This is a genomic window from Balneolaceae bacterium (assembly GCA_034521495.1).
GTDB lineage: Bacteria > Bacteroidota > Rhodothermia > Balneolales > Balneolaceae > Rhodohalobacter.
On record JAXHMK010000004.1, the window covers coordinates 39225 to 59330 of the forward strand.

Below are 20106 nucleotides of genomic sequence, written 5' to 3' on the forward strand. Positions count from 1 at the left end.
TATGAAATTTTTAGTTGTTGATGATGAAAAAGATGTAGAGATGTTATTCCGGCAAAAGTTTCGGAAAGAGATTCGCAAAGGCGAACTCGAACTGGTGTTTGCCTTTTCAGGGCAAGAAGCTTTGTCCATCTTGAACAGTACAAACCCGCCAGATGTTGTCTATGTCTTTTCCGATATCAACATGCCCGGTATGACCGGAATTGAACTACTTGAAACCATCAAAGCAGAACATCCTGAAATTAACGTAAGCATGATATCGGCTTACGGAGACGATGAGAATTACAACAAAGCAATTAAATCAGGAGCGAAAGAGTTTTTTACGAAACCAATTGATTTTGAGTCCTTACGGTCTGAAATCTATAATATGCTGAATAAAGATAAAGGGTAAATAACATGAATAATTCTGGCCAAAAAATTCTGGTAGTCGACGATGAACCGGATCTTCAAATGCTGATGATGCAAAAATTCAGACATAAAGTCCGATCTAAAGAGTACGAATTTATGTTTGCGGAAAATGGCAGAGAGGCACTGGATACAATTTCTGATAACAGTGAGATCTCTTTGATACTGAGTGACATCAATATGCCAAAGATGGACGGACTGACACTCCTAAACGAGTTACAGGACCTGCAGCGAAATGATCTGAAAGCGATCATGGTATCCGCCTATGGCGATATGGAGAATATCCGAACGGCAATGAATCGCGGAGCCTATGATTTTGTAACCAAGCCAATCGACTTCAACGACCTGGAAACAACTATTGAAAAAACGCTGAAAGAGATCTCTCGCATCAAAAACGCAAAGGAGATGGAAGAGCAGCTAAGCTCTCTGAATTACGACCTCGATATGGCTGCCCGTATTCAGCAAAAAATCTTAAAACAGGATTTCCCGGTTTATGATGATGACAAACGTTTCGATGTGTATGCCCACATGATTGCTGCCAAACATGTAGGCGGTGATTTTTATGACTTTTTTAAAATAGGTGATGACAAATTTGTGTTTTTCATTGGAGATGTTTCGGGTAAGGGAATGCCTGCCTCCATCTACATGGCTGTGTGCCGAACCATGCTCAAAGCGATAGGATCTGAAGTGACCGATCCCGCCGAATGTATCAGTAAAGTCAACAATATGCTGATTCCCGAAAGTGATATCACCACTTTTGTAACAGTATTTTATGGCATAATAGACCTGGAAAAAGGTGAGCTCAGCTACTGCAACGGAGGCCATAATTTACCCTACCTTGTTTCGAAAGATGGAGAAGTAAAAGAGATGAGTGATGTTGGCGGATTGCTTCTTGGAAAATTTGAAAATGCCGAGTACGATATGTCAACCATTCAGTTAGAACCGGGTGATTCCATCGTAACATTTACGGATGGAGTTACAGAAGCGGAAAACGACAGCGGCGGTTTTTTTGATGAAGAACGGGTCATCAAATACCTCAATAAATCAGCCGACAAAAAATTGAATCCACTTGTAAAAGGCCTTTTTCTTGAAGTAATGAAGTTTGCCGACACCGCACCTCAATCCGACGATATCACGGTTCTTACTACAAGATATGAGGGAAATTGAAATATTCGTGTAGCCAGATTGATACAATCTGTATATCTCTGTTTAGCGGGTCGAATCAAAGAACCTGACAGCACCAACCGGATCTGTCAGCGTTCTGAACCAAAGGCAATTCATCTCTATGCTGATCTTATCGTTTTGGGAGATTAGGAGATAAGCTCCGAGCTACGCTGAAGGCCGCTAAACACGTACTACTATTATATCAATTCTCTATCTGGTGAACTTCTTTAAGAATAGCAGCAGCATCTTTGTCGTTCTTTTGGGCCACGCGATGCTGTAAATTTGTAACGATATCAGATTCAGCATCATCAAACGCTAACTCTTTTGCCTCTTCTACTGTGCCTGTACGTACCAGGTCGTAAATATCATCTGCCCGTACGATGCTGTACAGATTATCTTCGTTAAACGCATGTGAGCGAAGCTCTTCATACTCTTTGAATAGGTTGGGAAACTGGCTGCTGTCATCTGCCCGGTCAATAATTTCAACATCTTCGGGGCCTTCTGCACTCAGCGGGGTTTTTGTCAGGTAATAGAATTTTTGCTTGTAGATCATGGATTTATTCTCTTTTGGGTTGTGTGGTTGAATATAAAAATTTTTTGGGGAGAGATATACAATTAAAATATTTGGAAAATCTTCCGCAAACCTGAGTCTGTCTGAACAGGATGCCTGAACTTGATTCAGAATCTCCTACCGTAAATAATGGCTGGGGATACCGGATCGGGGTCCGGTATGACCCTATTAATTAAGTTCATTAGCTTATTTTACATCCTGTTCAGACAGACTCAGGCCTTATGCAACTACTTTAAATCCTTCGGACCAACGATCCATTTGAGAGCATCAGGGCCGGGCTGAATAGTTTGCCAGGATTCCGCTGGAAATTCAAAACAGGCGATAGTTGCGGTTTTAATGGCCTTTGTTGAGGTATGAGCTGATAACGCAGAAATGGCATCCTGTGTCATAGGATTATGCCCGATCGTCATCACAAGATCCGAACTATCATCTGCAGTTTTAATGAGGTCCAGGTACGATTTGGCGCCATTGAAATAGAGGTTTTCATCCCATGTAATTTGGCTGACAGACAGATCCAGTTCCTGAATGACCTGAAGAATAGTAGATTTTGCCCGCTCCGCCGGTGAGCTGAAGATCTGGTTAGGAATAAGCTGCAACTGCTTTAGATAACGTCCCATTCGGGGTGCATCCCGTAACCCTCGTTTATTGAGCGGCCGGTCATAATCTCTGAGTCCCGGGTTATCCCAGGATGATTTTGCGTGCCGCATCAGTAGTACTTTTTTAGATTTTGAAGTCATTCCCCCACCCATTGATAACCATGTTTTAAATGATTTTACCATTTAATTCCATATTAGAAAAGAAAAATTTATGTGAACTTATCTTTCTAATACAGTTTTTGGAAGGTATACCCCTAATGCCGCTCCCCTTGTTATCATAAAAAGTACCAATGCCAGCCACAATCCATGCTTTCCAAACAGGTAGGTAGCCGCATAATAAGCGGGCAAAAACACCAGAAAAGTTGAAATAATCATCGTGTTACGCATCGGTTTGGTTTCTGTTGCCCCAATATAAACACCATCTAAAATGTAACAGAAACTCGAAACAACCGGTGCCATTATCGTCCAGAACAGAACGGATTTAGCAACAGTTATTACCTCTGTCTTATCTGTAAAAATGTATAGTATCTGATTCCCAAACAGGGCGTAGGTCAGTGTACCCATCACCCCGAGAAATAGCCCCCAACCTATATTGTACCATACGGCTCTGGCAAGTTTATCTTGCTCAAGGCTTCCCTTAAATCGTCCCACCAAACTTTCGGCGGCGTATGCAAATCCATCAATTCCGTAAGAAACAATAAACCAAAGTTGAAGCAATATAGTATTTGCAGCAAGAATCAGATCCCCCTGTTGGGCGGAAACGGCCGTAAAAAACGAGAAGGTAAAAATGAGACAGAGTGTTCGGATAAAAATATCACGGTTGACTGAAAAGTATTTTTTAAGCTCTGTTAAATTCAGCAGCAACTCTTGCTTATAGTGTGAAAGGTATCTCCTGTATTTCTGCAGAAATAAATACAGGGCAAGCAAAACTGCGAGATAGGTTGAAACGAGCGTTCCCCATGCAACACCATCCACATGCATGCCAAATCCGTAAATGAACCAAACATTGAATGCAATATTCAGCAGATTGAGCACAATAGTGATGATCATGGGATATTTCGCATTTTGCATACCCAAAAACCACCCGTTGATTCCATAAAGGGCCAGAACTCCCGGTGCGGTTAATATTCGAATATCGTAATACACCCGTGTGTATTCGGCCACCTCCTGCGTACTATCAATTAACCAGAGGCTTAATGTTGCAATGGGTGACTGAAGCAATAGAATTGCCAGCCCGATCATCAGGGCTAAAAACTGTACTCTGGCAAGAATCATCATCATGTTAATGCGATCTCTCCGGCCATATTCCTGTGCGGTGAGGCCCGTAGTGCCCATCCTTAAAAAGCCAAAACCCCAGAAAATAAAATTGAAAATTACACTGCCCACGGCCAGGGCTCCAAGGTAATAGACCTCTTCCAGATGCCCTACCAATGCCGTATCTACCGCTCCCAAAAGCGGAACCGACAGGTTGCTAATAATATTCGGAATGGCGAGACGGAGTATCTTGCGGTTCAACCGATACCTTTTTTACGATTGATTTTGCTCTTGACTTGACCGGGGGTTATATCCTTCAATACGGTTTTGAACAAACCCAAGGACCAGCAAAATCATGATAACCATCAGAGTAAGAATAAAAGAAAGCATATATAGCTTTAAACCCACGGCCATTCCAATACCCGCAACAAACAGAATCGATGCTGCTGTGGTCAATCCCTCAACAGTGTCAATTTTATTCTTAAAAACAATTGTTCCTGCGCCTAAAAAACTGATTCCTGTAATAATCGCTTCCATAATTCGGATTGGGTCCGTTTGAAGTGTTTCAGGAATTGTTGTTTGGGAAAACTGATCAATCATCACATTTCCAAGAATAACAAAAAGAGTAGATGCACCGGCAATTAACATATGCGTTCGAAAACCGGCGGGTTTTGCAGCCCATTCTCGTTCAAGTCCTATTAAGCCGCCCAAAAAAATTGAAAAAGCAACTTTTCCTACAATTTCCCATTGAAATGCGAATTCCATCGTTCACCTTTTTTATATTATGTGGTTTGACATCACAAAGGTCGCAAAATTTGGATTAAAACTCACTTTCATGGAATTGAGTTATTGGCGGAGCAAATGGAGGAAAGGGAAGATCGGTTTCCATATGGAAAATGGTTACCCGGGATTGGAAAAGCACTGGAAATCTATCGGATTAAAGGACAATGCCACAGTCCTGGTTCCACTTTGTGGAAAAAGTAAAGATCTGCTTTGGTTATCTGAACATTGCCGCCGGGTTATTGGTGCAGAAATATCCAAAATTGCTGTGGAACAGTTCTTCAAAGAGAACTCCTTAGATGCAGAACAAACAACATTTGCGGACTTCACAATTTATCGCTCCAGTAATATTGAGATCTGGAACGGTGATTTTTTCAAACTGCCCAGGCATAAACTTCCATCCATTGATCTGGTGTACGATAAAGCTGCACTCATTGCGCTCCCTCCGGATAAGCGAAAACAATATGCTTATAAAATTATTGAACTTTGCAACCAAAATACTCGAATTCTCATGCATCAATTTGAATACAGACAAGATGAAATGAACGGACCACCATTCAGTGTGTCAATTGAGGAAGTAAACCAACTTTTTGGCGGGCAGTTCGAGCTTAAAATTTTAGACAGGCAAGAGTTAAATCTGGATAATTATAAAAAATTTCAAAAACGGGGACTTCGCAGCTACTTCATTGAAATTTTATCATTACTTTTACCAATAGAGGAACATCAGGCAAACTGATTGTAAACTTTTGCGCTCAGTCGATTAGAAAGTTGCATATCATACTGTCTGCATTTATTTTGCTTTTTCTATCAATCATTTATGTTATCGCAAACCAACACATTTTTTTCACATGGATTTAAAAACTCGAAACAACATTATAACCATTGTATTAGCTGTTCTTATTATAGTCCTATCTTGGTTTTTATATCGATCTATTGTTGAGCCATACCAGGCAGTAATTGAGGAAGAACAAATGGTTGAGCGTGAACGGCACCGCATGGAGAGAGTTCGAGATGCACTTGTTCAATACAATAACCGAAAGGGCAACTTTCCTCCTTCCGACAGCGGTTTAGACAGCTTGGTACAGTTTTTAAAAACTGATTCACTTATGCAGGCCCGGGGAGATTCGTTGTTCACATTTATGGAACCGTCTACCTATAACCCTGATTCAATTATTTATTCTCCGCGGCCGCCGCATGTTCGTTTTGAATATGAATTAAACGATACTCTCAGGCCAGAAATTTATTTGTTAGAGAATCCGAACTCTGAGGATGCAATTGGAAGCCTGGAACGAACCACGCTTTTAAACGCACCAAACTGGAACTAACATGACACACGGCAGTTCTTGTCTTGGTGTATGTTATACAGAAAACCACCTTTTCTACTCTGTAAACACTCCGGGACAAGACGCTCATCTTGCCCGTATTGGCAGTATCGATTTTAGTTTTAACATTGAAGAAACGATCATTACGGGCAACTCTTCCGGTTTTCCGGCACTCAAAAATTCTCTTGAAGAATTAAAAACAGAGTTTAACTGTAATACAGCAAAGATTCTGGCTCCGGCCACTGAAGAGTGTCGAACTATCGTTCCCCGGGCGGTTTATGAAGATGCATCCGAACGAGAAGCTCATATCCAGCTTTTAATGCAGGGTATCGGTCGGCAAAACATACAAACGATCTGGCACACAATAAGTAACCAGGATTATCGTCTGCTCCTGCTCAGAGATACCCAGACTCTTCGGGGGTTTAACTATCTGCTTGAATCTTTTGGAACAGTAGATATCGCCTCAGATTTTGAAATTGCCATGGACTGGCAGCTCCACACAAACAGCAGCGAATCATTCCTGATGGTTCACTGCCAAAAAAATTACATCTCCGTTACCTCTTTCATTCTTGGCAAACTGCGGGCTTGCACCTGTATTGAATACGATGATTTTGGCGATCTCCCATATTTATGGAATCTTTACCAGGGTAACCTGTCATGGATGAGTGGTATTCATGATAAAACGTATGTACACGGTTATTTCAGCAATCAAGTAACTGACAGATTACAGTCGTACTGGTATCATCACGGCGATATCGTTACAATGAATACACTTGACCATATGAATGTGGATGCGAATGAAAAAACATATGGTTTCCGCCTCGAAGGAGCTTTTCCTGCAATACTGATGAGTTTAAATATGGATTTGGAAAAAACAGAACTCAATGAGAATTATAACGGGTAAATTAAAAGGCAGAAATATTCCGGTTCCTAAAACCGGCCTGCTGCGTCCCACCTCCGACCGCGCAAAAGAAGCCTTGTTCTCTGTGATTGATGCCCGAACCTACTTTGACGGAACCCGGGTTTTAGATCTGTTTGCCGGTTCAGGAAGCCTTGGGCTTGAAGCGATCTCTCGCGGAGCAGAATCATGCCTTTTTGTAGATGCAGAAGCCGATCATATCAAACATATTGAAAAAACAGGACGGCAATTCAATATTGAAGATCAGATCAGAACATTCACAATGGATGTTGAGAACTTCCTCGAAACTAATCCCGGTGGATTTGATTTCATCTTTGCCGATCCGCCCTACGACTATTACGACTTTCCGGGATTGGTTGAAACTGTGTTAACAGGCGAGTGGCTGAATGAGGATGGCTGGTTCATCCTGGAGCATAGTAAAGACAACGATTTTGAACCGCATGAACACTGTGTCTTCTCCAAAGCGTACGGCAGAACTGTTATCGCAATTTTTAAATTAGATGATGAAAATTTTTGATCGTTGCTGGTTGTAAATGGTATAGGGCTTTGAAGAAAAAACCATTTATTACCATTGGCTTCAGCCAAGTATCTGTTTTGCGCAAACTGAGAACCTGAGAGAGTTTGTCCGCAGTGAAATCCTGTTAAAGTTCCGGTTGTTTACCGACATTATCCATTTTGTAATGAAAGCATTTTGAATAAGCAGAAATACAACAAAATAATGTCGTTAAGATTACTATTTTAGAAAAGTTACCCGTAAATTTACATTCCATAGTCTATATATTAAATATTATCAATACTTTATATAGTTTTATGAATGGAAACTGAAAAAATGGGTGTAGGGTGGCCTTGAATAGTTGGCGGAAAAAAGGACAACGATTGAACCGTGAGAAGAATCCTTTCATACCGGCGAGAAATGGAATGTAAGGGCTATAAGCGAGATGGACCATTGAAAGGATTCCACGGTGAACTCGTGTCCGCCGTCAACTATTCACAGCCTTGATTTTTTCGTTCTTTTGTATCAAGACAAAAGGACATTGAACATATAATAAGTTTAGATCATAAAAATGGGGTAACTCCACTACTATTTTAGGATTGATCTTCTTTAATCTTCAGCTAACAAACCAATGAATCACACAGCCATCTATCCCGGTTCTTTTGATCCGCTTACAAACGGTCATCTTGATATTCTTGAACGTGCCGTTAAAATGTTTGAAAAGGTAATTGTAACTGTAGCTGTGAACAATAAGAAAAAGGCTGTATTTACCGGGGAAGAAAGAGTAGAGTTGATACGCGAAGCAGTAAAAGAGAAAGAGTGGGGCAAAAATGTTGAAGTGGAACAATTTACAGGCCTTCTGATTGATTTTGCCCGAAAGAAAAATGTAAATGTACTGCTGAGGGGCGTTCGCCAAATCTCTGATTTTGAATACGAATTCCGAATGGCTCTCACAAACCGCCGCCTGGCTCCCGAAATTGATACAATATTTTTGATGCCGGACGAACAACTTACCTTTATCTCTGCTACCATTGTTAAAGAGGTTGCCGAATGGAATGGCGATTTAAGCAGCTTTGTGCCCGATCATGTGGCAGAGGCGTTGAAAGAGAAGTTTAGATAAGTTATTGAGATAAGAGTTTACAGTTCGTCAAATCAAAAGCTGATGAGGATTTACCTCATTTTTTAATACAAAACGAACTGCAACTTACTCTCGTCTCAGTGCTCTGCTCCGAGATGGTAGTCTGGGCTGCTCTGCTGCCCGTTTAAAGCCAATATAGGGTGGAGCAGAGCACCATCTGCATTCTGTTTCACAGCCCAGCAGTGAAACAGGAAAAATTTTTTGAATTCCGTTTTTAGGGCAGAAAGTGTTGAATCTCATCAATTGCTTGTTTGATATCAGACAATCATGTTTTCATCCCTTTTTCCATAGATCAAAATTCACTTGTGGTTTAGAAAATGGAGTAACACACTTGCTAAACTCGATAAAATTCATGTTAGAAAATCAATAGCGTCCTAAACGATAAATAATATTCAATCTATTGCCCCGGTCTTTAGTGCGTGTTGCACAACCGTAGATTGGAAAATAGAGGATTTGGAAGATATATTGATTGTGAAACGAGTTTTTGGACGAATTGAGCTAAAATAGTCTTTAAAAACGAATAGATCTGTTCAACATCTAAACCATTCGTACCCCAAGGTGTGATAATGGCTCTGTGGGCCTTTACTTTTGGGAACGTGGAGCTATGTTTGAGCCATTTCTTTAAATTCATGGACATACTGGCCATCATCACATGTTTATTGGCCGCCTGGATACCTCGGGCATAGACCTTCTTCATCCCGTTATGGTGGAGCAGAGTTCCAAGAGCCGGCTCAACAATGGCTTTTCGTTTGCGTAGCAGCCATTTTCCATAGCTGCTGCTTAATCGCTTGGCCATCAGATCATACCACGGCTTGCCAGGCGAATGCGCCAATTGTTTAAATGGGCTTTTGCTGGTAATACACTGCTGCTTTATTGGACAGTTTTTACACTGCTTGGTGAAAGTTCTGTAGATTCGCTTTTTGCGTTTTCCATTGGTCGTGGTTGATCGGTACGTAAGATACTCTCCCTGGCTACATTCGTAGTGGTCCTCCTGCTCATTATATGTAAATCCGGGCGCTCCGGCGTGTAGTTCGAAGTGTTGGGCATGTAGGCGGTCATACCGGCCTGCTCACACCACTTAATATTTTTGCCCGTCGTGTAGCCGGTATCGGCCAGAACTTCGTTGATCGATAAGCCATATTCCGCCAGGTTTTCACGAGCTTTTGCTAACAATTCCGGAAAGCTATATTGATCGTTTCGATCCCCATAATCGCCCATGGCGGCGGTAACCACCCCATGCTGACTATCCACGCACACCTGTCCGTGGTAGTACATATCTTTTGGTTTATTCGGCTTAAAGGCCATGCGAGCATCCGGGTCGCTGCTGCACTGGTGGGTGTCATTTTTAACGGGTGTTTTATCTTTAGAATCCTTCGTTTTGGGCGGAATCGCCACCGGTTCTAACGCTGGCCCAGGGGTGGCGCAGCCTGCCGGGATGGCGGCTCATCGTCCTTATTTTCCTGGATCACTTGCCGGCAGTAGTGGCTGGCATCTTCCAGGATCTGCTTGCGTTGCATTGATCCAATATGGGCATTGGCCTTGACCAAGGCACTGTCTACCACTTGGCGTTCTCCCTGCACAAGGCCCGCCTGCACACATAACCCCAGGATTTCGCTAAACACTTTCGCGTAGATATCCTCACCAAACAGGGCCCGGGTACGCGAAAGCGTGCTATGAACAGGCAGAGTCTGATCGATGTCATATCCAATATACCATCGGGCTGACAAGCTATCGTTGCAAAATCGAATCAAAGCTCGATCACTGGTTATATTATTGAAATAGCCCACCAGGCAGATCTTAAAAAATACCACCGGATCAATACTTTTTTGCCCCTCCGATCCATAGTACGGGCGGGTTTGTTTGTAGAGAAACCGTAGATCAAGCACGTGATCAATTCGCCGCAGTGGATGATCGGCACTGACGTGGTCTTCCAGGCTAAATTGGTAGAAAAGTTTCGAGGTACGTGGTTTTATTCCTTGCATATAAGAAGGTACAAAAAAAGGTACATTTAAACCACTAAACAATTGTTATTATTTGATTTAATTCGAATAAAAACGCCTCGTATATGTCCAGATTATAAGATATTATCAGCTCCTTTGCTTAGACTTGGTTGAGTTGTGCAACACGCACTGAAGGACGGGGCAATAGATGTGGGTACCGGTATATCGAAAACATTGCTCTTATTGGTCATAATCAACATTATTTCCAGTTATCTAAAACGTTGTGGATACCAATAATAGAAAATGGTGAATTCCGTAAATCCTTTTGGTAACTTTCAGGTTGGTAACATCTGGAAAAATTTCAAAACAAAATTATGATCTCAAAAAGAGCTCAAAACGTATCTCCGTCACAAACCATGAAAGTCTCGGGCAGGGCAAAAGAACTGGCCCGGGAAGGGAAGTCTATCATCTCATTAAGTGCCGGTGAACCGGACTTTAAAACCCCTGCACACATCTGCAATGCAGCGATTGACGCCATCACAGAAGGCTTCCACGGCTATACCATGAACACCGGGATGCCGGAACTACGGGAAGCGGTAAGCAATAAACTAAAACGCGACAACAACATTGAAATTCCACCGAATCAGATTGTACTCTCAAACGGAGCTAAGCAATCCGTAGGGTTTACACTGCTGGCTACCATTGATGAGGGGGATGAAGTGATCATACCGGCTCCATATTGGGTTTCGTACCCTGAAATGGTAAAACTGGCACAGGGAACACCCGTTGTGGTAAACACGCTCTTTTCAAACAACTACAAACTCACTCCGGGGCAGCTTGAAGAGGTGATCTCAGATAAAACAAAAGCAATTATCTTGTGCTCGCCTTCGAATCCAACAGGAGCATGCTATACAAAAAGTGAATTGAAAGAGTTGGCTGCAGTGCTTGATGATTACCCGGATGTACTAATTCTCTCGGATGAGATTTATGAGTATATCGTTTTTGAGGGCGACCATGTGAGCATATTGAATGCTGCACCCCGTCTGAAAGACCGAACCATTGTGATTAACGGATTTTCCAAAGGATTTGCGATGACCGGCTGGCGTCTTGGCTACATGGCCGGTCCAAAACCAATAGCCGATGCCGTGGCAAAAATTCAGAGCCAGGAAACATCTGCTCCTTCATCCATCTCGCAAAAAGCCGGACTGGCCGCCTACACCGGAACTATGAAGCCAATTCAGGAGATGAAAAAAGCGTTCAAAGAACGAAGAGATTATATAGTAAAAGCTCTTCGGGCAATTGAGGGGATAGAGTGTTTTACTCCCTCCGGTGCTTTTTACGTATTCCCGGATGTTCACAGCTTTTTAGGCAGATCTACTCCTGACGGGGATAAGATAGAAAACACAACCGACCTGTCTATCTACCTGTTGGAAGAGTTCGGGGTCGCAACCGTTCCGGGAGATGCTTTCGGGGAACCGGGCGGAATACGCCTGAGCTATGCTGCATCCTTGGATGACCTCGAGGAAGCGATGGTAAGAATTAGCGATGGACTGTCCTCTTTGTCCTAACGTTGCTATCTTTGTAGGCTTTATAAAAAACTGCCATGATGATCTTTTCATCAATTTTGGCACATTTTATGCTTATATAGCAATGTAATTTTATAACAAGATACTTGATTTATGCCAACATACGAATACAAACGAGAAGACGGATCTACATTTGAAATCACACAAAGTATAAACGATGATCCGCTTAAAACCTGTCCTACAACCGGTCAGCCTGTAAAACGGATCATCTCCGGCGGTGGTGGTGTTGTGTACAAAGGCACAGGCTGGTACGTAACCGACTACAAGAATAAAAACGGATCTCATAAAAATAACGGATCATCTCCACCAAAATCTGAAACTTCAGAAAAGAGTAGTTCAACGGATACTACCTCCAAAAAAGACAATAAAGATTCCAAGGAGTAGCCGTGCAGGAAACCGATTCCCCGAAATCTGAATCTCACCAGCAGGCTATTGATCAGTTTGTACTACTTTGGGGAGAGATGGCATCTGCCTGGGGAATCAACAAAACAATGGCTCAAATTCATGCACTGCTTTATGCGGAGAATGAGCCGTTCGATACGGATGCTATCATGAAGCAGTTGAGCATCAGCCGGGGAAATGCCAACATGAATCTTCGCAGCCTGTTGCACTGGCAATTGATACAAAAAGTTCACTTTAAAGGTGAACGGCGTGATTTTTATACGGCTGAAAAAGATGTCTGGAACATTGTTGCCATTTTGATCCGCGAGCGCCATCAGCGGGAGATTGAACCTATTCAGCAAAGTCTTACCGAAACTCTTGAGATGTTTGAAGAGGACAGTACCGAAGAACCTCGCGAAGCAGAATTTAAGGAGAGGCTCGAAAATTTTGTTGAATTCCTGGAGATGTTCGATCGATTCACAAAAGCACTGCTACCCTACATCAATAAGAAGAATCTTACTTTTTTAAAGCACCTGGTAAAACTGGCAGAAGCTCATCAATCACTGAAAGGTAATAAGCCGGCTCAGGAAGAAAGTAATGAGTAAAAACCACCGAAAAATCGGGGATAAAGGGGAGGATCTGGCCGCAGAATATCTGGAATCGAAAGGCTGGCTGATTATTGACCGGAACTACTTTTTTGAAAAAGCCGAGGTGGATATTGTAGCAACTGATGGCCATTTCATTGTTTTTATTGAGGTGAAATTTCGAAGCGGCACCTATTTTGGAAGGCCGGAGGACCATGTAACACCGGAAAAAGAACAGAATATTAAAAAGGCTGCCGATGCATGGGTCTATGAACGAAAAATGGAAACGGCATTGGTTCGGTTTGATGTGATTGCTATTGTCCAAAAAAGGGGCAGGACCCTGAAATATCACACTTCGAAGACGCTTTCAGGTAAAGAGTCACTATTTTCTTTTCCGTCAATAGTTCTATATTAAACCGCCCCGAAATTTTTAGGTATATATCATGTCTGCCAAACAAAATTTTACCTGGACTGAATATTTACGGAGCATCTTATCTATTCTGCTCTTTTTTATTCTGTTGATTGTATGCACTCCCATTATTTTGATTCTTTTAATCCTGTCATTCGGTAAGATGACAAATTTTGTAGTTGAGAAGATTGCACCTGCTATTGCAAATCCTGTTTTAAAGGTTGCCGGTATCAATTTTAAAATTAAAAAACATACAGATACAATTCCCGCACCGGCCGTCTATATTATAAATCACAGCTCCACACTTGATATTTTAACAATCCTGGCGTTAGGACTTCCTCGTGTTCGTTTTGTGGCGAAATGGCAATTGCAGTACAACCCTATCTTTTTTATTCTCGGACATCTGACCGGACAGGTATTTATCCGCCGTGAAAAGTCTGAGAAAGCCGTTGAAACTCTCAAGAAAAATGTTGAGAGAATCCGTAAAAATAATCTCACCGTACTGCTGGCACCCGAGGGGTCGAGAAAACACCCGGGTGTGATCGGGCCGTTCAAAAAAGGACCCTTTCGAATGGCTATGGATCTGCAATATCCTATTGTACCCATTTACTTTGAGGGAAATCGTGAACTTAGCAAAGAAGATTTTTTAATTACAAAATCAGGGAGTTGTACAGCGCACATTCATCCGCCTATTGATACATCTGACTGGAAACTCGAAAATATCAATGATCATATAAATGATGTGCGAAATCTTTATCTTCAGTGGGGCGGAGTTAAAAATGACAATATTTCATAGAGTTTTCTGATCCTTTATTATTTTTCTATACATTTATTCCAAAATCTGTTTTATCCTACATTGCGTCTACCTATAGATCTCATTCTTTTTAGATATGAATATCTCAATCAACCAAAAGAAAACCGAGGAATTCAAATTAAGAATTCATCAAAAAACCAGGAAGGGAATCACCTCTGCTAATGCCGATTTCATAGCCAAAAATCTGGGCTCTCATGTCGATGAATCGGAAACAAGATTTCTCATATGGCATCCAAAATTTAAGAATGCTGATAAGGTTTTTATTGAATTTTATCTTCCATCAGTCGATCTGATTTTTGATAAGCCAGAGCAGCACTGTAATGTTACCTATTACCGCTTTGAAACAACTTGTGTAGATGAATTTTCCCTGGTTGTGATGGATAATTTGCCTGCCGGAGACCGGGAAAAGTTTGGTGCATTTTACCAATTTGTACTGCAAAACAAAGATGGTGAGGAAACGGTTATTCTCGACCCCATGGCCTGGTCGATGCCTTACGGAATTCATGCACCGGCGGAAGTGTATGATATTAACCGGGTCCTTTCTGACAGGAAAGACAAAGCTTATTTCGAAGATCTAAACACAAGTTTATCCACTCTTGAAGATAACAGAGTTGAACCGTCCACAAACCTTCTTGAAATACATACCGGCACTGCAACTATGGACGGCACTCTTGACTCGCTTGCCAAACGGTACCAGCAGATTGCAGCCGCAATAGAAAACAATGAGGATCTGTCCCCCGATGAAAAAAACCTGATTGGGTTTGATGGTGTGGAACTGATGCCGGTTGATCCGGTGATTGAACATCCCAAAGAACATTCATTTTGGAATCCTATTCAATCACCCGGAGAGAATGGCTCCGAGATTACTCTTCACCTTCGCAAACCAAACGTAATAAACTGGGGGTATGATGTGGTGTTGTTTGGATGTTCGGCGGTCAATCCATCTATTCTTTCTACAGGCAGGCCCCACGAATTGCTCGACCTGATTGAAACACTCCATAGATTTCCTACAGGCCCAATTAAGGTAGTATTGGATGTAGTATATGGACATGCCGATAACCAGGCGCTGGATCTGCTTCCTGAAGAATGCTTTGCGGGTCCCAATATTTATGGCCAAAACCTGGATTTTAAACACCCGCTTTTACGCTCGATGATTCTTGAGATGCAGCGCCGTAAAATGAACTGGGGATTTGATGGTATTCGGGTGGACAGTGCTCACGATTTTAAATATTACGTGTCCGATGAGGATGAAGTCTACTTTGATGATGAATTTCTAAAGGAGATGAGCAACGTTGAACAAACTGTTGCAGGAATAGAGTATAAACCCTGGATGATTTTTGAGGATGGACGGCCCTGGCCACGAACTGATTGGGAGTTGGCAAGTACGTACCGCGTTATCACTGATAAACAGAAACACCCCTTCCAGTGGTCGCCCATGATTTTTGCATACAATACGCCTTACGACTACACGTACTGGGTTTCGAAATGGTGGCGAATTAAAGAACATTTTGATTATGGCGAAAAATGGATCAGCGGATATGCCAACCACGATACCATGCGCCGGGGAATTCAGGCCGATCCCAAAACAGTAAATGTCAATTTTCTGCTTGGCAACTCTTTGAAGATGGTGATGATTAACGCCTACAACAATCCATCTACCACGTTGTTAATGAATGCATTTTTACCCGGTGTTCCGATGGATTTTGTGCAAGCACTTGGCAATACACCCTGGAGCTTTTTCGAAATACCGATACAAAATTTGCCATAAAAATTGCTGCCGAGGAAGCGTATTTTACGGAATGGCAAATTACAGATGTAGAATATCGAAATTCCCGATTTTTCAAAAAACTCAAAAATCTTGGGTTCCGAAACCTTGAAGACCTTCGGCGATTTGCAAAATCTCTACTTAATTTTGTAAAGATTACCGACTATAATCCCGAAAACATTGTTGAGCTAATCAATCAAACCAACCCACCGTTTAATCCCCAAGAGTGGACCCTGGAAAAACTGAATGAATATGCACAAGCCTGGATGGCAGATATGTATGAATATTGTAATGCAGATATGCAGGCTGAAACCATGGACTCAAAAAAATCGGACTTCAATTATCAAAGCCGTCAATATCGTTTAAAGAATCCATGGTTAAATAGAAATTTTCAATCCTCCGACTTCCTGAAATTCCGGGAACCGGTAGAAGGTGCAGTAATCTATTACGGATATCGCAGAGATATAGACACAGGAAAAGAGATCGTCTTTCTTGCAAATATGGAAGGGCAGTCCCGGCAAATAACTCCTACCAATCTCGATTTACCAATTATAAATCCTGATACGTGGCAAGTGGCTTTAGCAACTCCATCCGTTAGGTCCCGAAAGATAGATCACCCAATACGACTCTCAATTTCCCAGGGGATACTTTTTGAAAAATTATATGATATGTAAATGATTGTATTAAAATAATACACAAGAAAAGATCTATTTTTCTCTGTAGAAATATATTTTTTTATTAGCAGCGTCTTTCCCGCTTTTAATTTTCACATTATTATCTTGATTGTATTGATAAACGGCTGTTCTCATAGAGTTTACACTTTTATCATTCGAATAAGAAACTTCAACAGCCTGTCCTCCGGGCTCTAATTTGTCCAGGGCATCCATTAGAGGTTTAAATTTAGAAGCTCTTCTTTTACTTGAATTGATCTGCGATCTTTTTACAAACTTAATATTCATGGTAAACAGCAACCTTTATATTTCAATACTTAAAATTCGACAATTTATTATCAATAAAACATTAACTACAAAAAAATAATACTTTCTTTCAGCTAATTCAATAGATGAAAATTATAATTATTTATTTTATAAGAAATATTTAAAAATAAAATATACATTATTTAAAAAACTACGCCTTACTAATTCTCTTCTAAATATTTATAACAGTTTGTACAGTAAAAAATTATAATTAAAGCTTACATTCAAAATTAGAATATGCTGGAAACAACAAGACATAATTATAGATTGGTTACCATTCTTATCGCTACTATTGGAGCCGGGTTGCCTCTTTGGACCTCAAGTACCCGGCAGACAGATTTTGCAGATCCCGGTTTTCTTTTTATGTGGATTGCTATCGGAATATTTGCCTCTCTTATTGTTCGTTTTATAGTAAACTTAAAAATACGCGATATGGTGGGATGTTTTGCCATCGGGTATGTGATAGCCGTGGTTATATATTTTGTAAGTTCTATTCTTCTATCGAGTTATGTTCATGCTCGGTTTGAGCTCTCTTTACTGATGGCCTTACTGGCGGGAATTGCGTCAGGCGGACTTGGATCACTCCTTTGGATGGGTATCAAGAAAAGTGGAACGAAAGAAAATAGAAAAGCACAGTCACTATTTAGCAACCGTGCTTTAGATTTTATATCCGTTGTAGTTTGATAATTTTATTCTTTTACACAACGTATAGTTAATGCACCCGTCTAGCGAGGAAGATCATCGACTGTACTACCTGTAGATGAAAAAATCAATGCATCCGCAAATGCCCCCTCTGTCTGGTCACTACTCCAATAATATCCTATGCTTCCGCGACTTGTAATATCTCCCTCAACATCAATTCCGCCTGCGGCATGCAACTCCAAATCTGAGTTAAAAGCAGCTTCTCGTCCACCGCCGTTCATTCCTCCAAATTCAGTAGAAGCACTTCTGAAACCTCTCCACTCTGATGCTGTTGGAACTCTCCAGTTACCTCCAAAAGCAGCACGGCATGGGTCATTTTCTATTTGCCAATCAGTGCGATCATCCACTGTATCCATCGCACCTGAACCCGGAGTACGGCTGCTACCATCATGATAATAACCCTGCAACCGGTTGAACTGGAAATACCAACCAGCGGCATCGGGATTGTCGTCCGTTGCACCCTTTGATGAACCTTTGGCTCCTAAATTTAAAGCCGTCCAAATTTTAGGATCTCCTTCATTCCATCGAGAAGCAATTAATTTGTAGGATCGATCTTCAAACTGAGAATCACCACTGGGTGTCAAACCATTCACATATCCATGCGAAACATAACCGGCAACAAACTCAATACTTTCTCCATATCCTGTTCCTGCCTGGTTCGTGGCGTATGCCCTAACATAGTAAAAGGTTCCTTGAGTAAGGTCGCTAATCATACTGTTAAATGAACCTGTTCCATTCCCATCTACCGTACATACATCATCGGTAAAGTCCGGATCAATACTCCAGCATACTCCGCGATCCGTAACTTCAAAGCCCCCATTATCAGTTACTTCGCCGCCGCCGGTTACAGAGTTGATACGCATATCACTTAGATCAGCAGTTTCAACTTCCGGCGTTCCTCCAAAAATGGCTATAATTTCAAGATCGCTGGTGACCGTTACATTCTTGGGATTTTCGGTACCTGAAATATCACCATCCCACTCTTTGAATTCAGAGGTTTCATCCGGTTCTGCTGTTATTTCTATTTCATCGCCATAGTTATAGAAATCTTTAGCCGGCTCAACACTGATGGTTCCATCCCCATTGCCCTGCGTTGATAAATTAATTTCGTACTGTTCTTCTACAAATACGGCTGTGACGTTTTTATCTCCATCAATAGTTATCTGCTCAGGATTATCACTGCCCGAAAGATCGCCCTGCCATTCGTCAAACGTCCAGCCATCGTTGGGCTCGGCGGTTAACTCAACAACCGAATCAAACGGGTAGGAAGTTTTTGAATGCGTCATTCAGCAGCTCTTCATTTACACTTCCTCCACCAGTCACATTTACAGTCAGCTCAAATCCTTCACGCTCAAATACAGCCGTCACCTCTTTCTCGCCATCAATTGTAATCTGTGATGGATTATCCGTTCCTTCCAGGTCACCTTCCCAGCGGGCAAATGTCCATCCCTCGGACGGATTTGCGGTGAGCTCCACCACAGTTTCGTACGCATAATCTTTGGCGGGCTCTTCAACAACCTCTTCAGATACATTCCCTTGCCCTTCTGTGGAAATTGTAAGGGGATAATCTTTTCGTTCAAAAACGGCGGTAACGCTCTTCTCTTCATCCATTGTAAGCGTTTGTGGGTTTTCGTTTCCGGTCAAATCGCCCTGCCATTCAACAAATACCCAGCCATCATCGGCTATGGCATTCAACTCTACTTCGGTCCCAATTTCGTAATCAGTCATTTTTGACTGGACGATATTCTCTTCAACTCTACCGCCGCCATCTATGGTCACATTCAGTGGATATTGAAGCTTTTCAAATACGGCTGTAAAAATCAGGTCATCATCCACAGTTACAATTGCGGGATTTTCAGTACCCGAAACGTCTCCCTCCCAAGACGAGAACATCCACGTATCATTAGCTTCGGCCCGGATCTCAATTTCCGCACCTTCATCATATTCTCCGGTTGCCGGTGTTACACTGCCGGCCTCTGTTGGGGTAACGGATCCTTCAATAGAGTAGGTGGTTGAAGAATTGCTTGAGCAGGAGATACCAATTAAAATTACAAGTACTGATACCAGGGCAAGGCTCCCAAATCGTACGGCGTTTCTCATAATAGTCTGAATCTGTTTTTAGAAATTGCATGTTTCTCTACTAATACATGCGAAAGCTCAGGCGGGAAGGGGTCAAATTGACCGATTTTTCTGTTTTGATATTTTTTTTTGAAGATATTTTGGATTAAACCAATAAAAAAAGCCGTCCCAATAAAACTATCGAGCCGGCCTTCAAAAAAATAAGAATTTATATCTAATTACATCTTTAC

22 protein-coding genes and 2 pseudogenes are annotated in these 20106 nt (G+C 41.7%); 14 read left to right on the forward strand and 10 right to left on the reverse strand.

Annotation, left to right across the window (positions count from 1 at the left end; translation table 11 throughout):
* Position 1: 1 nt before the first annotated feature.
* Together U5K72_00945 and U5K72_00950 are read left to right on the forward strand one after the other, a co-directional pair.
* The gene (locus tag U5K72_00945; protein MDZ7717369.1) at positions 2–388 is read left to right on the forward strand and encodes a response regulator; all 387 of its coding nucleotides are present in this window, start codon (positions 2–4) and stop codon (positions 386–388) included.
* 5 nt (positions 389–393) lie between these two features.
* Positions 394–1569: a SpoIIE family protein phosphatase gene (locus U5K72_00950; GenBank protein ID MDZ7717370.1), complete on the forward strand. Its 1176-nt coding sequence runs from the start codon at positions 394–396 to the stop codon at positions 1567–1569.
* Positions 1570–1768: 199 nt separating this feature from the next.
* Here U5K72_00950 and U5K72_00955 read toward each other — a convergent pair whose 3' ends face one another.
* From U5K72_00955 to U5K72_00970, 4 genes are all read right to left on the reverse strand, one after another.
* Entirely contained in the window at positions 1769–2119 is a 351-nt protein-coding gene (locus U5K72_00955; protein MDZ7717371.1) for a hypothetical protein, read from the reverse strand.
* A gap of 245 nt (positions 2120–2364) precedes the next feature.
* A complete protein-coding gene (locus U5K72_00960; protein MDZ7717372.1) occupies positions 2365–2874 on the reverse strand; it encodes a histidine phosphatase family protein in 510 nt (169 codons plus the stop codon).
* Between the two features lie 78 nt (positions 2875–2952).
* On the reverse strand, positions 2953–4248 hold the full coding sequence (locus U5K72_00965; GenBank protein MDZ7717373.1) for an MATE family efflux transporter: 1296 nt from the start codon (positions 4246–4248) through the stop codon (positions 2953–2955).
* A 12-nt stretch (positions 4249–4260) separates the two neighbouring features.
* The gene (locus U5K72_00970; GenBank protein ID MDZ7717374.1) at positions 4261–4752 is read right to left on the reverse strand and encodes an MgtC/SapB family protein; all 492 of its coding nucleotides are present in this window, start codon (positions 4750–4752) and stop codon (positions 4261–4263) included.
* 70 nt (positions 4753–4822) lie between these two features.
* Between U5K72_00970 and tmpT the strand changes: the two genes are divergently transcribed.
* The 5 genes from tmpT to coaD all read left to right on the forward strand — a co-directional run bounded on the left by tmpT (position 4823) and on the right by coaD (position 8621).
* Complete coding sequence (tmpT, locus tag U5K72_00975; protein ID MDZ7717375.1) at positions 4823–5503, forward strand: thiopurine S-methyltransferase; 681 nt, start codon at positions 4823–4825, stop codon at positions 5501–5503.
* Between the two features lie 112 nt (positions 5504–5615).
* Positions 5616–6092: a hypothetical protein gene (locus U5K72_00980; protein MDZ7717376.1), complete on the forward strand. Its 477-nt coding sequence runs from the start codon at positions 5616–5618 to the stop codon at positions 6090–6092.
* A 1-nt stretch (position 6093) separates the two neighbouring features.
* Positions 6094–6993 (forward strand): hypothetical protein, encoded by a 900-nt coding sequence (locus U5K72_00985; protein ID MDZ7717377.1) that lies wholly within the window; start codon positions 6094–6096, stop codon positions 6991–6993.
* Positions 6974–7525: a 16S rRNA (guanine(966)-N(2))-methyltransferase RsmD gene (rsmD, locus tag U5K72_00990; GenBank protein ID MDZ7717378.1), complete on the forward strand. Its 552-nt coding sequence runs from the start codon at positions 6974–6976 to the stop codon at positions 7523–7525. The genes U5K72_00985 and rsmD overlap by 20 nt, the downstream gene beginning before the upstream one ends.
* Before the next feature lie 607 nt (positions 7526–8132).
* Positions 8133–8621, forward strand: a complete 489-nt coding sequence (coaD, locus tag U5K72_00995) for a pantetheine-phosphate adenylyltransferase (protein ID MDZ7717379.1) — start codon at positions 8133–8135, stop codon at positions 8619–8621.
* 430 nt (positions 8622–9051) lie between these two features.
* Here the strand turns inward: coaD and U5K72_01000 are convergent.
* The 3 genes and pseudogenes from U5K72_01000 to U5K72_01010 all read right to left on the reverse strand — a co-directional run bounded on the left by U5K72_01000 (position 9052) and on the right by U5K72_01010 (position 10663).
* Positions 9052–9555 (reverse strand): annotated as a pseudogene (locus U5K72_01000) (transposase).
* Entirely contained in the window at positions 9510–10034 is a 525-nt protein-coding gene (locus U5K72_01005) for a transposase (GenBank protein MDZ7717380.1), read from the reverse strand. The pseudogene U5K72_01000 and the gene U5K72_01005 overlap by 46 nt, the downstream one beginning before the upstream one ends.
* Positions 10035–10039: 5 nt before the next feature.
* On the reverse strand, positions 10040–10663 hold the full coding sequence (locus U5K72_01010) for a transposase (protein ID MDZ7717381.1): 624 nt from the start codon (positions 10661–10663) through the stop codon (positions 10040–10042).
* Between the two features lie 290 nt (positions 10664–10953).
* Between U5K72_01010 and U5K72_01015 the strand changes: the two genes are divergently transcribed.
* The 6 genes and pseudogenes from U5K72_01015 to gghA all read left to right on the forward strand — a co-directional run bounded on the left by U5K72_01015 (position 10954) and on the right by gghA (position 16792).
* Positions 10954–12147, forward strand: coding sequence for a pyridoxal phosphate-dependent aminotransferase (locus tag U5K72_01015; protein ID MDZ7717382.1), 1194 nt, complete (start codon positions 10954–10956; stop codon positions 12145–12147).
* Between the two features lie 111 nt (positions 12148–12258).
* Positions 12259–12549, forward strand: a complete 291-nt coding sequence (locus U5K72_01020) for an FmdB family zinc ribbon protein (GenBank protein MDZ7717383.1) — start codon at positions 12259–12261, stop codon at positions 12547–12549.
* Positions 12550–12551: 2 nt separating this feature from the next.
* Complete coding sequence (locus U5K72_01025) at positions 12552–13151, forward strand: hypothetical protein (GenBank protein MDZ7717384.1); 600 nt, start codon at positions 12552–12554, stop codon at positions 13149–13151.
* Positions 13144–13545, forward strand: coding sequence for a YraN family protein (locus U5K72_01030; GenBank protein ID MDZ7717385.1), 402 nt, complete (start codon positions 13144–13146; stop codon positions 13543–13545). Before U5K72_01025 ends, U5K72_01030 begins: the two co-directional genes overlap by 8 nt.
* Before the next feature lie 28 nt (positions 13546–13573).
* On the forward strand, positions 13574–14335 hold the full coding sequence (locus U5K72_01035) for a lysophospholipid acyltransferase family protein (protein ID MDZ7717386.1): 762 nt from the start codon (positions 13574–13576) through the stop codon (positions 14333–14335).
* A gap of 94 nt (positions 14336–14429) precedes the next feature.
* Positions 14430–16792, forward strand: a pseudogene (gene gghA, locus U5K72_01040) (glucosylglycerol hydrolase).
* A 33-nt stretch (positions 16793–16825) separates the two neighbouring features.
* Here gghA and U5K72_01045 read toward each other — a convergent pair.
* On the reverse strand, positions 16826–17077 hold the full coding sequence (locus U5K72_01045) for a hypothetical protein (GenBank protein MDZ7717387.1): 252 nt from the start codon (positions 17075–17077) through the stop codon (positions 16826–16828).
* 255 nt (positions 17078–17332) lie between these two features.
* Here U5K72_01045 and U5K72_01050 point away from each other — a divergent pair, with 255 nt between their 5' ends.
* On the forward strand, positions 17333–17779 hold the full coding sequence (locus U5K72_01050) for a hypothetical protein (protein MDZ7717388.1): 447 nt from the start codon (positions 17333–17335) through the stop codon (positions 17777–17779).
* 41 nt (positions 17780–17820) lie between these two features.
* On the opposite strand, the gene U5K72_01055 is transcribed toward U5K72_01050, so the two are convergent.
* Together U5K72_01055 and U5K72_01060 are read right to left on the reverse strand one after the other, a co-directional pair.
* Positions 17821–19083 (reverse strand): hypothetical protein, encoded by a 1263-nt coding sequence (locus tag U5K72_01055; GenBank protein MDZ7717389.1) that lies wholly within the window; start codon positions 19081–19083, stop codon positions 17821–17823.
* A complete protein-coding gene (locus tag U5K72_01060; GenBank protein MDZ7717390.1) occupies positions 19052–19897 on the reverse strand; it encodes a hypothetical protein in 846 nt (281 codons plus the stop codon). Before U5K72_01060 ends, U5K72_01055 begins: the two co-directional genes overlap by 32 nt.
* Between the last annotated feature and the right edge of the window lie 209 nt (positions 19898–20106).